15 protein-coding genes are annotated in these 15633 nt (G+C 66.9%); 6 read left to right on the forward strand and 9 right to left on the reverse strand.

Annotated features, from left to right (window positions below):
* Positions 1-169 precede the first annotated feature (169 nt).
* Positions 170-1525, forward strand: a complete 1356-nt coding sequence (locus ABZV91_RS03015; RefSeq protein WP_355234508.1) for a cytochrome P450 — start codon at positions 170-172, stop codon at positions 1523-1525.
* Between the two features lie 480 nt (positions 1526-2005).
* Here the strand turns inward: ABZV91_RS03015 and ABZV91_RS03020 are convergent, their stop codons facing one another.
* Positions 2006-3106 (reverse strand): hypothetical protein, encoded by a 1101-nt coding sequence (locus ABZV91_RS03020; protein WP_355234511.1) that lies wholly within the window; start codon positions 3104-3106, stop codon positions 2006-2008.
* 363 nt (positions 3107-3469) lie between these two features.
* Here ABZV91_RS03020 and ABZV91_RS03025 point away from each other — a divergent pair, with 363 nt between their 5' ends.
* Positions 3470-4336, forward strand: coding sequence for an LLM class F420-dependent oxidoreductase (locus tag ABZV91_RS03025; protein ID WP_355234514.1), 867 nt, complete (start codon positions 3470-3472; stop codon positions 4334-4336).
* 114 nt (positions 4337-4450) lie between these two features.
* Here the strand turns inward: ABZV91_RS03025 and ABZV91_RS03030 are convergent, their stop codons facing one another.
* The 8 genes from ABZV91_RS03030 to ABZV91_RS03065 all read right to left on the reverse strand — a co-directional run bounded on the left by ABZV91_RS03030 (position 4451) and on the right by ABZV91_RS03065 (position 11398).
* Positions 4451-5281 carry a HEAT repeat domain-containing protein gene (locus ABZV91_RS03030; protein WP_355234517.1) on the reverse strand — a complete coding sequence of 277 codons (831 nt, stop codon included), beginning with the start codon at positions 5279-5281 and terminating at the stop codon, positions 4451-4453.
* A 35-nt stretch (positions 5282-5316) separates the two neighbouring features.
* Positions 5317-6585: a polymorphic toxin type 34 domain-containing protein gene (locus tag ABZV91_RS03035; protein WP_355234520.1), complete on the reverse strand. Its 1269-nt coding sequence runs from the start codon at positions 6583-6585 to the stop codon at positions 5317-5319.
* The gene (locus ABZV91_RS03040) at positions 6586-6888 is read right to left on the reverse strand and encodes a WXG100 family type VII secretion target (protein ID WP_355234523.1); all 303 of its coding nucleotides are present in this window, start codon (positions 6886-6888) and stop codon (positions 6586-6588) included.
* A 127-nt stretch (positions 6889-7015) separates the two neighbouring features.
* Positions 7016-8077 carry a prenyltransferase gene (locus tag ABZV91_RS03045; RefSeq protein ID WP_355234526.1) on the reverse strand — a complete coding sequence of 354 codons (1062 nt, stop codon included), beginning with the start codon at positions 8075-8077 and terminating at the stop codon, positions 7016-7018.
* Positions 8064-8795 carry a class I SAM-dependent methyltransferase gene (locus tag ABZV91_RS03050; RefSeq protein WP_355234529.1) on the reverse strand — a complete coding sequence of 244 codons (732 nt, stop codon included), beginning with the start codon at positions 8793-8795 and terminating at the stop codon, positions 8064-8066. The genes ABZV91_RS03045 and ABZV91_RS03050 overlap by 14 nt, the downstream gene beginning before the upstream one ends.
* Positions 8789-10051, reverse strand: coding sequence for a glycosyltransferase family 4 protein (locus ABZV91_RS03055; RefSeq protein WP_355234532.1), 1263 nt, complete (start codon positions 10049-10051; stop codon positions 8789-8791). Before ABZV91_RS03055 ends, ABZV91_RS03050 begins: the two co-directional genes overlap by 7 nt.
* A complete protein-coding gene (locus tag ABZV91_RS03060; protein ID WP_355234534.1) occupies positions 10051-10926 on the reverse strand; it encodes an LLM class F420-dependent oxidoreductase in 876 nt (291 codons plus the stop codon). Before ABZV91_RS03060 ends, ABZV91_RS03055 begins: the two co-directional genes overlap by 1 nt.
* 70 nt (positions 10927-10996) lie before the next feature.
* A complete protein-coding gene (locus tag ABZV91_RS03065) occupies positions 10997-11398 on the reverse strand; it encodes a carboxymuconolactone decarboxylase family protein (RefSeq protein ID WP_355234537.1) in 402 nt (133 codons plus the stop codon).
* A gap of 377 nt (positions 11399-11775) precedes the next feature.
* Here ABZV91_RS03065 and ABZV91_RS03070 point away from each other — a divergent pair, with 377 nt between their 5' ends.
* The 4 genes from ABZV91_RS03070 (at position 11776) to ABZV91_RS03085 (ending at position 15575) form a co-directional block, all read left to right on the forward strand.
* On the forward strand, positions 11776-11976 hold the full coding sequence (locus ABZV91_RS03070; RefSeq protein WP_030519976.1) for a ferredoxin: 201 nt from the start codon (positions 11776-11778) through the stop codon (positions 11974-11976).
* A 148-nt stretch (positions 11977-12124) separates the two neighbouring features.
* Positions 12125-12676, forward strand: a complete 552-nt coding sequence (locus tag ABZV91_RS03075; RefSeq protein ID WP_355234541.1) for a nuclear transport factor 2 family protein — start codon at positions 12125-12127, stop codon at positions 12674-12676.
* Between the two features lie 5 nt (positions 12677-12681).
* Positions 12682-13932, forward strand: a complete 1251-nt coding sequence (locus ABZV91_RS03080) for a hypothetical protein (protein WP_355234544.1) — start codon at positions 12682-12684, stop codon at positions 13930-13932.
* Positions 13933-13973: 41 nt separating this feature from the next.
* Positions 13974-15575, forward strand: coding sequence for an acyl-CoA synthetase (locus ABZV91_RS03085; protein ID WP_355234547.1), 1602 nt, complete (start codon positions 13974-13976; stop codon positions 15573-15575).
* Positions 15576-15633: the final 58 nt, after the last annotated feature.

Here is a 15633-nt window from a genome sequence, read left to right on the forward strand (position 1 = left end):
TTCTCGGCCGAACACTATTCCGTACAGCTGTCCGGACAGTATGGCATCCCGACAGCGCGCCGAGGGCGGAGAGAGGTGCCACGCCTTGCTTGCGCGCAATACCCCGTAGTACTGTCCAGACAGGTGTCTACCATAGATCCTGGACAGCAATCTGGGGAAGGATTTCCACATGACTTCGGTGAAACCACCGCGGGTGTCCGGAGGCGAACACGAACACGGCCACCTGGACGAATTCCGTACCGACCCGATCGCGCTCATGCGCCGGGTCCGGGAGGAATGCGGTGACGTCGGCCAGTTCGAGCTCGCCGGACGCCACGTCGTCCTGCTCACCGGCGCCGAAGCGAACGAATTCTTCTTCCGCGCCGCCGACGAGGACCTCGACCAGGCCGCCGCCTACCCCTTCATGAAACCGATCTTCGGCGAGGGCGTGGTCTTCGACGCCAGCCCCGAACGGCGCAAGGAGATGCTGCACAACTCCGCGTTGCGCGGCGACCAGATGCGCGGACATGCGGCGACCATCGAAAAAGAGGTCGACCGGATGCTGGCGGGCTGGGGCGACGAGGGCGAAATCGATCTCCTCGACTTCTTCGCCGAACTCACCATCTACACCTCCTCGGCCTGCCTGATCGGGACCAAGTTCCGCGAGGAACTCGACAGCCGGTTCGCGCACCTCTACCACAACCTGGAACGCGGCACCGACGCGCTGGCGTATGTGGACCCGTACATGCCGATCGAGAGCTTCCGCATCCGCGACGAATCCCGGGCCGCGCTGGTCGAACTCGTCCAGGAGATCATGAACGGGCGGATCGCGAACCCGCCCGCCGACAAGGAGGACCGCGACCTGCTCGATGTGCTGGTCTCGGTGAAGAAAGAGGACGGCACCCCGCATTTCAGCGCCAGCGAGGTCACCGGCATCTTCATCTCGATGATGTTCGCCGGCCACCACACCACCTCCGGGACCGCCGCCTGGTCGGTGATCGAGCTGCTGCGGCATCCGGAAGTGCTGTCCGGCGTCGTGAAGGAACTCGACGAGCTCTATGCCGACGGCCAGGAAGTGAGTTTTCACGCCCTGCGCCAGATCCCGCAGCTGGAGGCGGTGCTCAAGGAGACGCTGCGGCTACATCCCCCGCTGATCATCCTGATGCGGGTCGCCCAGGGCGAATTCGAGGTGTGCGGGAACCGGATCGAACCCGGCGATCACGTGGCCGCGACGCCGGCCATCTCCAACCGGCTGCCCGAGGATTTCCCGAACCCGGACAGTTTCGATCCCGGCCGCTATATCGACCCCAACCAGGAAGACCTGGTCAACCGCTGGACCTGGATCCCGTTCGGGGCCGGACGCCACCGCTGCGTCGGCGCCGCGTTCGCGCTGATGCAGCTCAAGGCGATCTTCTCGGTCCTGCTGCGGGATTGGGAATTCGAGATGGCGCAACCGTCGGAGACCTACCGCAACGATCACTCGAAGATGGTCGTACAGCTGCAGCAGCCGTGCCGGGTGCGGTACCGCCGCCGGCCGAAGGCGTGAGTGGCGATCACCCAACGCTGCGGCAACGAAGGAAGAGAACCGAATAGGCCAAGTCGCCTTTCCGCGGCGTGAAAACCTTCTCGACCCAGCCAGACACCTTCGTCGGATGCGATCGGAAATCGGCGTCTCGCGCGCGTAGGCAGCCAGTCACCTGAACGCTTCATTCCGCGGTTTCATGTATGAGAGATCGTGCGCAGCGGCGGCGGAGCCGTCGACGACCAGATCCGGAATCTGACTCACCGTGTCGATCTGGTCCCGCTGCGCTCCGACGGCATTGTCAGTCCAGTGATGCAGGTGGTTCCCCATCTTCGAAGATCCGGATGGAGACGAGGCCGCGCCCCGGCGAGACTTCCGGGAATCGGGCACAAGACCGACCTCGACCGCTCGGATCGCATCTGCCTGCGGTCGGTGAGATAGTGGCGCGACAACCGCGTGGAGAACATGGCGATCTTCAACTGCTCGTCGGACAGTTGGCGGCGATCACGCTCCGGCTGCCGAAGCATCGTGATCCACGACATACTTGACAAAGTCTCGTTGTTCCATTGTCATCGCGCGCAGGTCGATATCGTGCGGAAAGACCGGCACCCGACCCATACGATATGCGGCGGCAGCGGCGAGATAGGTTCTGATCACCCCATCGGATCCGTTCTTCCGTTCCGGCGACTGAAAGAGTTTGTAGGCGGCGTCCGCCCACTCCTCGGTCGTGAACGCACCAGGGCGGGCAAGTTGGTCGACAGCATCCTGAAGTATGAGTCGTCGGTCGGCCTCGGTTGCCGTGAACGTGACAGGGGTCTCAGGTGTCACCGCTGACCATCTCCAGTTACTGACATCGAAGCCGCGTGCGGCGCCCCGTTCTATGTGGTCACGGATGGCCTGTTCAGCGCTCTCCCCCCGTAGAATTCGATTCCCGTTGACCTCCGTTTCGCCTGACAAGCGTACCCTGTTTTGCAGTTCGTCCCCGGGGATACCCGCGATACGAAATCGTGCCACAGCCAGCTCACCGATCTCCCTGTAATTTTCACTCGCCGGTGTCGGGTAGCCTCCGACATACTGCCGTTTTTCGAAGTCCCACACGCTCCCCTCGCCGGCTACGACGGGTCCGAATTGGTCTATATTCGGATAGTCGTCGGTGATCGGGGTATCGAACAGACTGTCGGGGTCCAGGCGTTTCTTCGTGTCCCGCTCATCCATCAGGCGCCGGTACTCCGCCAGCCAGTCCTCCGGTGTCGGCTCCCTGCCCAATGCACGCAGGCGGGCGATCATGGCGTTTGCGGCGGCGGCCTGCCACCTGGCGAACGTTCGCAGTTCGGCCACTTCCGCTGCGGCCTGCTTGGTGAAAGGCACGGCAAAGCGGAGTACACGAGCCGGCAACGGGAAATCCGACTCTTTGACGCCGTTGGACCGGAGCCTCTGATCTGCTGGTATGTCTGTGCGATTCAGTGACCCGGCGTTGCGGTGATCTAGATCGACCACTCGGTTGACCATCACCTCGGCGGGGCGAACGATCCCACCCCTATAGTCGGCCTCCAGGATCGCGACCACCCTCCGGAGGTCTGTTTTCAGGGCTTCAGCAATCTGCAAGAGTACCTCGCGGGTCGTAAACATTCGTAACCATTCAGGTTGTGCTTGGCGCGCACAGTAACGGACATTCGGTGCTGAAATCGATCGCAGCAGCCCGCCGTCTCGGTGTCCGCAGCGGGCACCGACACTATCGAGCAGCGGTTACGCCTCGGTTGGGACCGGACCGGTTCAAATGATCGACCGTGCCTGGGAACCGCACCCGGCAGGGCGCCCGGGGGACGCGACCGAACCCGTACCGGAACACCGTGGTATCGGGCCGGACACATCCTCACGACCCGCCCGCCACGGCTTGACCTGGAGTGCTCTCCAGGTCGTAGCGTGTGTGCGACGGATAATCCACCACGGCAAGGGGAGACGAATCCGATGGAACTCGGGTTGCACATTCCGATCTTCGAGATCGACGGCGGTACCGGCGCCATCGCCGGCGAACTGGCACTCGTCGGCGCGGCAGCGGAGGCGGCCGGGGCGACCTGGCTGTCGTTCATGGACCACTTCTTCCAGATCGAACCGACCGGGCTGCCCGCCGAGGCGAACATGCTGGAGGGCTACACCAGCCTCGGGTACATGGCCGCCCACACCACCACACTCGAACTCGGCCTGCTGGTCACCGGCGTGACCTATCGGCATCCCGGTCTGCTCGCCAAGATCGTCACCACCCTCGATGTGCTCTCCGGCGGCCGCGCCGCGCTCGGGATCGGGGCCGCCTGGTTCGAACGCGAACACCACGGGTTGGGGGTGCCGTATCCACCGGTCGGGGAACGGTTCGACCGGCTGGAGGAGACGCTGCGGATCTGCGCGCAGATGTGGGATCCGCAGAACAACGGGCCGTTCGAGGGCAAGCACTATCAGCTGGCGGAAACCCTGTGTTCGCCGCAACCGCTGCACCGGCCCACCGTGCTGATCGGCGGCGGCGGGGAGAAACGCACACTGCGGCTGGTGGCCCGCTACGGCGACGCCTGCAATCTGTTCGCCTCGAGCACCGAGGAAGTCGCGCACAAACTCGATGTGCTGCGCCGCCACTGCGACGATCTGGGCACCGATTACGACCGGATCCGCAAAACCGTGCTGGCGGGCAGCCCGGACCCCACCGCCCACGACCATTTCGTCCGCCAGATGGCGGGGTACGCCGAACTCGGCGTGCACACCGCCATCGTCATGCCGCCCGGCGGCTCCCCCGCCGGGTGGGTGGACACACTCGCCCCGGTGGTGCCCAAGCTCGCCGAACTCTGACGCCCCCTGCACCGTCCCGGCGGTGATATCCGCGCCGAGCGGCCCTACCGGCGGCTCGGCACCGTATCGAACCACCGGGACGGCGTAGGGAACACGGCCCCGCTTTCCGCGGGGTCACTCACCGGATTCCGGCGGCGCCGACGGCAAGCTGTCACGAACCGATCCGACATGGGGTCGCTGCAAGGGCCACCGAAGCGCGATTACCGACAAAATTCCGTCGATGACCGGCATATCGTCGACCAGTGCCGGCGGAACCGGATGCGCGGCGAGCCGGCCCAGCATGTTCAGCAGCAAGCTGCCTGCGTGCTCGTCCATGCTGGCGACACGCTCCGCCACGATCCCGAGTTGCGCGCGGTCACCGAGGCGATACGCGACCATCCGGACGTCCGCCCCGAACTCGGGATCATCCCCGTACTCCTCGACCAGCGCGGAGATCTCGGACCGCATCAACGATTCGTCGGATTGCAGCAGCGATTCGAGCGCATAACGGCAGACCGGTATCTCCTCGTCGTCGTCCCGTATACAGGCGAGCAGTTCGCGTCCCGCCCGCCCCGGGTAGTGCCCCAGCGTTTCCGCTGCCGACGCCCGCACCAGCCACGCGTCGTCTTCCCGCAACATCCTGATCAACTCGTCGACCGCGGGTTCGTAGTGCACAGTGCCGAAAGCTTCTACAGCTTCGGCGCGGACGACTTCGTCGGCATCGGCAAGCATCGCCACAAGGGACGGCCCGACTGCGGCGGGCCGGTCGCCGCCCAGGTATCCGACCGCTCGGACCGCCGCGGCCCGCACCTCGTCGTCACGCGCCCCGAACACCGGCAGGATATCCGGAACCGCTCCGGTTCCACCGGCTTTGGTCAGCGCGATCAGCGCGTCGAATTGCCGCCGTGGATCAGTCGACCGTAATGCCGCTTTCTGCGACTGGTCCTCCGCACCTGCTCCGTGCACTCTTACCTCCTCGGAACCGGAATCCGGCAACGGCACTAGCGGCCCCCGCCCCCGCTGGAATGACGACAGTCGTAATACTTCTGCGTAGCCTTGATCCGCTGCAATCGCTTGCGATCACTCGACGACTTCGCCTCGTCGAACAACCTCGCCAACGCCCCGCATTCACTCAGCTGTTCCCGTCCCATCAGGTCACGCATTTCGTTTTCGATTCCCGTATCCGCGACTCGCTGCTTGCCGCCCTTCGCCATCTCCGCCACGAAGGCACCGGCAACTCCGGCAGCCACCAGGGCCGCGATCTCGTTCAACTTACTCTGAATTTCGAGCGGCTGAGCCACGGCCACGAGTGCCGCAACTCCTACGCCGATCTCCAGCACCTGGAACAAGCGGCAGATGTTCCAGAGGTCGCGGATCCCCCCGGCGGCCCGCGTCACCGCCGCCGCGCCGGCAGCCGTCCCGGCGGCCGCTTCGGCTTCGGCCGGGCCGAGAGTCGCCACACCCACGGTCAAGATCTCGGTCAGCGCGACCACCGCGACCGTTCCCACCGCAATCCAGAACAGGTCCTTCATCAGGTCGTTGACCTGATGGTCCAGATCCGCGCGGAAGGCCACCAATTCGGTCCGGTGCTCACCGACCGCACCGGACAACGACAGGGAAACCGATGCCACGGCTGCCGCACCACTCGACAATGTCGTGAGATGATTCTCGATATCCGCAAGGTCCGGTGCTGCTGTGTTCGCCTCGTGGAACGTCCCGATGATCTTCTTGATCTCGTCGGCCGCGTTCTTGACAGCCGCGGCCTCCGCGAACTTCTTCCAAGAGTCCTGGGCGGATTGCAGACGATCACGGTCGCCGTTGGGCACCGCGTACCGGACCTGGTCCACCAGTCCCGGAACACTGGTGTCCAAACCCTTCGCCGAGCCACCGAAGCACGAGGGCGGCGGTTCCACGCCGTTCCGGAAAACCAACCCCTGCGGAACATGAAAGGGCGGTGTGGGCGCGGGCCCTTTCGCGGAATTCGGATTGGCGTTCCAATTCGCCTGCATCCAATTGTTACCCGCGGTGTTCAGTACGTTGGAGAAATTGGCGAGGGCATTGGACAGCGAGGCGCAGGTGCTCAGCAGATCCATCGCGTTCTCGTCGTAGGCCGCCGCCCAGGCCTGTACTTTGTCGTAACTGCCGGCCATCTGGCCGGAACCGTTCAGGTCCTGCCACAGCTCCGAGAACGCGGTGAGAAGTTCACTGTTTACTTTTGCGCACTTCGTCGCCGCGTTGTAGTAGGTCTGCGGATCGACCGTGATGCCCATTCAGGAGTCACCACGCATCATCCGCGAGTTCACATCCGCCGCCTCGGTATAGGCCTCGTGCGCTGCCTTCAGGGCATCACGCATACCTTGTACGCCTTCGACGAACTCTCGCGCGCCATCCGCCCACACTCGATGCGCGTCCGAATATGCCCGCGCCGCTACGCTTTCCCATCCGGTGCCGCGCAGCGTCGCCACCCGATCGTCGATCTGGTCGAGTTGATCGGTGAGATAACCTGCCAACCCGGATAATCGAGCAACAACCTGATCGAGATGGTCCAGATCGACCGAGAACTCTGTCGCCATCAGCGCCTCGGGCTCGAATCGCCCGGAGACGACGAGTTATCACTGTCCCGCGTCCGGCTACCGAAAATGTCGAACCCCCCGCCACTCACGGGGCGTGAGCATATCAGCGCGGACAAAAGCTCGTCTATTACCCGCTGACCCGCACCGCGATCGAGTGCCCCGGGACGGCGTCTGCGGCGAGATCACGGAAGATTCCGTTGCCGCCCGTGGTCCGGGACAGGGCGTCCGCGGCCAGGATCACCGCGGCGCCGGTCCAGGTGGTGCGTTCCACCGGCCAGCGTTTCCCGTCCGCGTACACCAGCCCGGTCCAGTAGGAGCCGTCGGTCTCCCGGAGATGCTGAATGCTCGCCAGCAGGCTCAGAGCGCGGTCGCGGTCGCCCAGGGCGTCGAGGGACAGGACGAGTTCACAGGTTTCGGCGCCGGTGACCCAGGGCCGGTCGCTGACACAGCGGATACCGATATTGCCGACCACGAAGGTGTCCCAGCGTTCGGCGATACGGTCGTGCCCCGCCCGACCGCGCAGCGCCCCGCCCAGGACCGGGTAGTACCAGTCCATGGAATAGCGGTCCTTGGGGGTGAACACCTGCGGATGGTCGCGCAGTGCGGTGCCGAGCCGGTCGCGCGCGGTCGCCCACTCCGGGCGGGGATCGCCGAGCCGGCGCGCGAGCGCCAGGGCGGCGCCGATGCTGTGGTACATACTGGCCGAACCGGTCACCAGCGCCTCGGGCAGGACCTTGTCGCCGTCACGCAGCCAATAGATCTCACCGTGCTCACCCTGGCTCGCGACGACCAGGTCGATCGCGGCGGCCACCACCGGCCACAGATCGGCCGCGAACGCGGTATCGCCGGTGACCGCGAGATAGTGCCAGACACCGGTGGCGAGATAGGCGCAGAAGTTCACATCGGTGGCCGGGTCCTCGATCTCGCCGGCGCGGAACTGCCGGGGCCACGACCCGTCGGGGCGCTGGGTGCGCGCCGACCAGGTGTAGGCGGCGACTGCTTCGTCGCGCAGCCCCGCGACGGTGAGCGCCATCGCCGATTCGATGTGATCCCAGGGGTCGGTGTGTCCGCCGGGAAACCACGGGATCGCACCGTCGGGTTCCTGCGCGGCGGCGATGGACTGCGCGGTCTGCAGGATCTGGCGGCGGGTGAGAACCGAAGGGACCGAGGGGAGTTCACCCGCCGGCACGGGTCACCGCCGGCTTGCTGAAGTACAACGCCACGCTCTTGCCGACCAGCGGGTCGAGCAGGCGCTCCGCCGTCCGGGTCAGCGCCGGCTGTTTCATCATGTCCCACACCAGCATCCGATGGTAGGCACGGACCAGCGGATGCTCGGTCTTGTGTACGCCCACCGCGCATTTGATCCACCAGTACGGTGAGTGCAGGGCGTGCACATGGGTGCGGTGGGTGTGCCGCAGGCCGCGCGCGGTGATCTTGTCCCGCAGTTCGTCCGCCTTGTAGATGCGGATATGCCCGCCCTCGTTCGCGTGGTACTCGTCCGACAGCGCCCAGCACACCCGCTCGGGCAGCCATCGCGGCACGGTCACCACCAGCTGCCCGCCCGGGCGCAGCACCCGCACCAGTTCGGCGATGGCGGCGTCGTCGGCGGGCACATGTTCCAGGATCTCCGAGGCGATGACGACGTCGAATTCCCCTGCGCCGTAGGGCAGGTCGAGCGCGTCACCCTGGACGGCTTCGGCTTTCGCCCCGGCGGGCGCCTCCCCGGCCTGCGCCATGGCCTCGAACATGGTGGCGACCCCGGCGAGTTCGGGGGCGTCCTGGTCGAAGGCGACCACGTCGGCGCCGCGGCGGTAGGCCTCGAACGAGTGCCGGCCGGCTCCGCACCCCACATCGATGACCCGGGTGCCCGGACCGATTCCGGCGCGGTCGAAGTCGACGGTCAGCACGAGGCGCCTCCTGAGATGAATTCTGCCGATCCGGTGTGCCGGGCGATGGCCCGCTCGTACACCTGCACGGTCTGTGCGGCCACCGACTCCCAGCTGAACACCGAGACGGCGCGGTCCCGGGCGGCGGTCTGCATCCGCTGCCGGGTCTGCGGGGAATCCAGCAGCTGCCCGATCACCCGGGCCAGTTCGGCGGAATCGCCGGGTTCGGTGAGTTCGGCGCAGACGCCCGGCTCGCCGACGACCTCCGGGAGCGCACCGGTGCGGCTGACCACCAGCGGGGTCCCCGACGCCATGGCCTCCACCGCGGGCAGCGAGAACCCCTCGTAGAGGGACGGGATGCAGGCGATCTCCGCCGACGCCAGCACCTCGGCGAGTTCGGTATCGGTGAGCCCGGCGCGGACCGTGACGATATCGGAGAGGCCGAGTTCGGCGATCTGCTTCTCGGTGGGCCCGTTGGGCTCCAGTTTCGCCACCAGCTGTAATTCCACCCGGTGGGTGATCCGCAGCCGGGTCAGCGCCTGCAGCAGATGGGTGATGCCCTTGAGGGGTTTGTCGGCGCTGGCGACGGCGACGATCCGGCCCGGCACCCGCGGGCCACGCGGCGCGAACAGTTCGGTGTCCACACCCAGCGGCACGACATCGATCTGTCCGGGATCGACACCGAAATCGTCGGTGATATCGGTGGCCGACGACGAGGAGACGGTGAGCAGATCGGGGATCCGCCGGGCGATGCGCTGCTGCATACCCAGGAAGCCGTACCAGCGGCGCACGAGGGGTTTGCGCCGCCAGACGGCCGCCGCCAGGTCCACCTCGCGGTCCTTGGTGATGGGATGGTGCACGGTGGCGACCAGGGGCAGCCGTTTCGCGATATCGAGCAGCCCACTGCCGAGACATTGGTTGTCGTGCACGACGTCGAAATCGTGGACCCGCGTCCGCAGCAGCCGGGCCGCGCGCAGGCTGAAGGTGCGCGGTTCCGGGAAGCCGGCGGTCCACATGGTGGCCAGTTCGAGCAGATCGATCCGGTCCCGGATCTCGCGGGGGTGCGGCGTGCGGAAGGGGTCCTCGTCGCGATAGAGGTCCAGGCTGGGCACCTCGGTCAGGGTTACGCGCGGATCCAGGTCGGCGGGATAGGGCTGACCGGAGAAGACCTCCACGTCGTGGCCGAGTTCGGCCAGTCCGGCGCTGAGGCGGCGCACGTAGACCCCCTGCCCACCGCAATGAGGCTTGCTGCGGTAGGACAACAGGGCTATCCGCACTAGCTGTCCTCGCCCGTCTCGGTGATCGAATTCATGCTCCGCAGTTTGCCAGCCAGCCGTTCGAGATAGGCACGCACCTCCGGTTCGCCCTTGTCCGGCAAGCCGTACAGCACATCGGTGACACCGTCGGCGGCCCAGGACGCCAGGCGTTCGGGATCGGGCTTGAAATCCAGGGCAACCACCCGCGGCGCACCCTCGCGGCCGGCGTCGGCCCATGCCTTCTTCAGCGTCGCCAGACTGCCGGAAATATCGTTCTCCCCCGGGGTGGTGATCCAGCCGTCGGCGTGTTTCGCGATCCAGGCGCAGGTCCGTTCGGTACCCGCCGCGCCGATCAGGACGGGAACGGTACGGTCGACCGGCTTGGGCCAGGCCCAGCTGGGCCCGAACTTCACGAAGTCGCCGTCGTAGGCGGCCTCGTCCTCACGCCACAGCGCCCGCATGGCCTCCAGGTATTCCCGCAGCGCGGTGCGCCGTTTGTTGCCGGGTATGCCGTGATCGGCCAGCTCATCGGTGTTCCAGCCGAAGCCGGCGCCCAACGTGACCCGGCCGCCGGAGAGGTGGTCGAGCGAGGCGATGGTCTTGGCGAGGGTGATGGGATCGTGTTCGACCGGCAAGGCGACCGCGGTGGCCAGTTCGATCCGTTCGGTGACCGCGGCGGCGGTGGCGAGCGCGACCCACGGGTCGAGGGTGCGCATATAGCGGTCGTCGGGCAGCGACGCGTCGCCGGTCTGGGGGTGGGCGGCTTCGCGCTTCACCGGGATATGGGTGTGTTCGGGGACGTAGAACGAGGAGAATCCGTGGTCCTCGGCGGCCCGGGCCGCGGCGGCGGGGGCGATCCCGCGGTCACTGGTGAACAGAACGATGCCGAAACGCATACTCGTGTGCCTTGTCTGTGGTGGGGCCGGCGGGCCGTGGCGCGTCCCGGCGGGTGGAAGGTCGTGGTCGTCAGCGCCCGGTCTCGGCGGCTTTCTTCGCCTTCTTGGCGTGCTGGTCGAGCTGGGCGCCGATCACGTGGTCCAGTGAGGTGCCGGCCGGCCAGCCCACGTAGTGGCAGAGGAACAGCGCGATCTCGCGCAGCTGGGTTTCGTCGAGTTCCTCGTTGTGCAGGGCGGCGCCGATCTGGATACCGGCGACATCGAACAGGCCCTGGGCGGTGAGCGCCCCGAGCAGCAGCAGCCTGCGGTCGCGCAGAGTGAGGCCGGGACGCGACCAGATCTCGGCGAACAGGTGGTCGGCGGTGACGGCGAAATGGTCGCCGGGGCCGTCCTTGAACTCCCATCCGTAGACCTCCGCCATCTTGGCCAGCCCGCGTTCACGCACGGTGGGCTCGGGGGTCGGGTCGCTCATGGCTGCTCCTTCGCCGCCGGATCGCTCCGCCGGAAGTGTCTGGACAGGTGTACGGAATATAATTCGGACGCTCGCCGACACGCAAGAACATGTTCTCGTTCATGCTGCGGGAAACCGTCAGGAAAGCATGTCCCGCGACCTTCGTGAATCACCACGGCCTCGGCGCCGATTCTGGGAAAATCGCTGAATCGTTGTCGGGCACACCTGTCGATGGTAGCGTCCAGACACATGTCCAGCTATGTGTCTTCCCGACGGGCCGACCGCCCGCCATCCGGGAGGAACTCGTTCTCGGACCGGGCAGGTTCCGACCCGGGAGCGCCACGCCCCGCCGTCCCCGGAAACCGCCCCGCACACTCCACGCCGAGGGAGCACACATCATGAAAATCGTGGCCGATCTCGACCTGTGCCAAGGACACGCCGTCTGTGCCGCCGAAGCGCCGGACGTCTTCTCCGTACCCAAACGCGGCCAGGTGGAGATCCTCGACCCGAACCCGGGCCCGGAACTGAAAGCCGATGTCGACAACGCCGTCCGCTACTGCCCCACCCAGGCCCTGCTGCTCGTCGCCGACACCGACTGAGCGAATCGGGCCGCGGGCGCCGGTGCGACACCGCCGCCCGCGCACCGGCTCCCGCGCCGGCCTGTCGACCGATCGCCCGTCTCGCCTGCGCTCGACGAACACAGCTACCGACCGATCCAGCCAGATCCTTTTCGAAAGGGACATATCCATGACAGGTTTCGACCGCGCCGAACTCGACGAGATGGTGCGCCGCTGGGTGGCGGAGAACGAACGGTGCGAGAAGCTCGGCGACTGGAAGCCGCTCGCCGATATGTACACCCCTGACGCCACCTACGGCTGGAACTACGGCCCCAAGGAAGAATTCATGGCCGTCGGCCGTGACGAGATCCGCGAACTCGCGCTCGGCCAGGAGATGGAGGGCCTCGAGGGCTGGCAGTACCCCTACCAGCAGTTCGTCATCGACGAACGCAGCGGCGACGTCATCGGCTTCTGGAAGCAGGTGTACGACACCACGCCTCGCGCCGACGGCAGCAAGTACACGGTGAACGGTATCGGCGGCAGCTGGTTCCGCTACGGCGGCGACTACCAGTGGTCGTGGCAGCGCGACTTCTTCGACTACGGCAATGTCTCGGCGCTGTTCCTGGAGATGATGACCGATAAGGCGATGTCGGACGGGATGAACGCCCGGATCGCCAAGGCCACCTCCGGCCGGCTGCCGGGCTGGTACCCGATCGGCACCGCGCCGGCCTCCCTCTGGTGACCCCGATGTCGGTACCCACCAGCAGGTTCCACCAGCTGACCCGGGAGCAGCTGGCCGTCCTGGTGCCCGAACTGCTGCTGTGCGGGCAGCTGATCGATCGGTCCGGGATGGCGCACTGTATCTCCGCGTTCGGCCGGGAGGGGATGGCCGAGGTCGCGATCGAGGAATGGCAGCTGTCCAGCCCGATCTATACCCGGCGGATGCAGCGGGCGCTCGGCTACACCGGCGACGACGTGGTCACCATCTTCAAGGGACTCCAGCTCGATATCGGCGCGCCACCGCAGTTCATGGACTTCCGGTTCCGCGTCGACGACGCCCGCCACGGCGAGTTCTGGCTCGACCACTGCGGCGCCCTGGTCGACGTCGAGCCGATGGGTCCCGACTATGTGACGGCCATGTGCCACGACATCGAGGACCCCACCTTCGACGCCACGGCACTGGCCACGAACAAGTATGCCCAGGTACGGCCCATCCACCGCCCACCCCGGGTTCCCGCCGACCGGCACCCCATGTGCGCGTGGACGGTGGTCATCGACGAATCGCACACCCCGCCGGAGGTCCCGCGCAACGCGCCGCTGGTGGCGGAGTCGGTGGCCGCGCGGTTACCGCTGGCCGATATCGACCCGGACGACGAGGGCCGCGCCGACTACCGCGGGCCACTGCTCAGCGATCTGCGGTTCGCCGACTTCTCGCATTCGGCCCTGGTCCGGATCGCCGAGGAGGTGTGCCTGCAGCAGCATCTGCTGGTGCTCGGCTTCATGATCGCGGTGCACGAACGCACCCATGACGACGCCGCACTAGAGATCGGGCGCAAACAGTTCACCGGGATCGCCGGGGTGGCCTCGGAACGGATCCGCGCCGCCCTCGGCCTGGGCACCGACCTGGACGCGCTGGCCCAGGTGCTGCGCGTACACCCGGCGCTGAATCCGCGGCACTACACCGATGTCGAAGTCGAGCCCGGCGTCGGTGTCCTGCGGATCCGGTTCCCCGGTGCCAGCGGCGCGCTCACCGACCGCGGCTGGCTGTCGATGATCGAACCCGGCCACCTCGGCCCGCTGGACTCCCTGGTCCGCGGAGTCGATCCGCATCTGCGGAGCCGGGTCCTCGACGAGGGACCCGACGGCTGGACCGCCGAGATCTCGCGCGCCGACGAACCGTTCGCCGAAGCACCGGAGGTGGCTATCACCCGCTTCAGCACGGGCGTCGACTTCCGGTTCACCGACCGCGGTATCCCGCTGCCCCTCACCGTTGTCTGACCCCACCCGGCACCCCGTGCCCGGCCCACCGCAGGACTGATATGGCCAATAATTTCGCCGACCTGTTCGAACACTCGGTCGACGCCGTGCCCGACCGGATCGCGCTGATCGAGGAGGGTCGGCGCGTCACCTACCGCGAACTGGACGAACGCGCCAACCGGCTCGCCCACCACCTCGCGGCCCAGGGGGTCACCCGCGGCACGCATGTGGGATTCCAGATGCACAACAGCATCGATACGATGCAGACGCTGATCGCCTGCTTCAAACTGGCCGCCGTACCGGTGAACATCAATTTCCGGTACGGCCCCGAGGAACTCGCCTACCTCTACGACAACGCCGACCTCGAATATCTGGTGTACCACGCCTGTTACGGGGAGGCGGTACGCGCCGCGGCGCAGCGGTCGCCGCGGCTGAAGTACCTGCTGTGCGCGGCCGACGACCGCACTCCGGCCGACGCCGGTGTCGACTGCCTGGCCGAGGTCACCGCGGCCGCACCCACCGCCCGGCCGGAGGTCCCGCGCACCGCCGACGATCTGTTCGTCATGTACACCGGCGGCACCACCGGTATGCCCAAGGGCGTGCTGTGGCGGCAGGAGGACATGTGGCGGGTGCTCGGCGGTGGGATCGACTTCTACAGCAACGAACCCGTCACCGACGAATACCAGCAGTCCCGCACCGGCGCCGCGGGCGAACCCTCCACCTGGCTGATCCTGCCGCCGCTCATGCATCTGGCGGCCATGATGCCGACCTTCATCGCGCTGTGGTCCGGTAACTGCGTGATCTTCGTACCCCGGTTCGATCCCGCCCATGTCTGGCGCACGGTGGCCGCCGAACGTCCCGGCGTCATGGTCGTCACCGGAGACGCGATGGCCCGCCCGCTCATCGACTCCTACCGCGCCGACCCCGTCGACACCACCGGACTGTTCATGATCGCCTCGGGCGCCGCGCTGCTCACCCAGCCGACCAAGAACGCACTGCTGGACCTGATCCCGAACCTGTTCGTCTCCGATTCCATCGGCTCCTCCGAAACCGGTTTCGGCGGTATCGGATTCGCGCAACGCGACGAGGACCCGGCGCGCAAACCCCGGGTGTCGATCGGGCGGGGCGCGGTGGTCGTCGACGACGACGGGCGTCCGGTGGAACCGGGCGAAGAAGGCTGGCTGGCGAAGACCGGCGCGGTCCCGATCGGCTACTACAAGGACCCGGAACGCACCGAGAAGCTGTTCAAGGTCGTGGACGGGCAGCGGATCGTGGTCACCGACGACCGGGCGCGGCTGGAGGACGACGGCACCATCAGCCTCATCGGCCGCGGCAATATGGTGATCAACACCGGCGGCGAGAAGGTGTTCGCCGAAGAGGTCGAGGGCGTGGTGAAAGCGCACCCCGACATCTACGACGCCACCGTGATCGGGGTGCCGCACGAACGCTGGGGCCAGCAGGTCGCGGTGGTCGTCAGCCTCACCGGAGGCGCGCTGGACGCCGCCGGGCTGCGCGCCCATGTCCGCGGCCACCTCGCCGGGTACAAGGTGCCCCGGGCGGTATGGATCACGGACACGATCGTGCGGTCCCCCAGCGGTAAACCGGACTACACCTGGGCCAGGAAGTACGCGGCGGAGCGCGAGCCCGATCATCGGGCGGACTGACACCCGCCGGTACGGGCGCAGGCCGGGAGGTCCGGGCGCCCCCCGGCGGGCACTCCCG

This window comes from Nocardia sp. NPDC004568, from assembly GCF_040609955.1.
In the GTDB taxonomy this organism is placed as follows: domain Bacteria; phylum Actinomycetota; class Actinomycetes; order Mycobacteriales; family Mycobacteriaceae; genus Nocardia.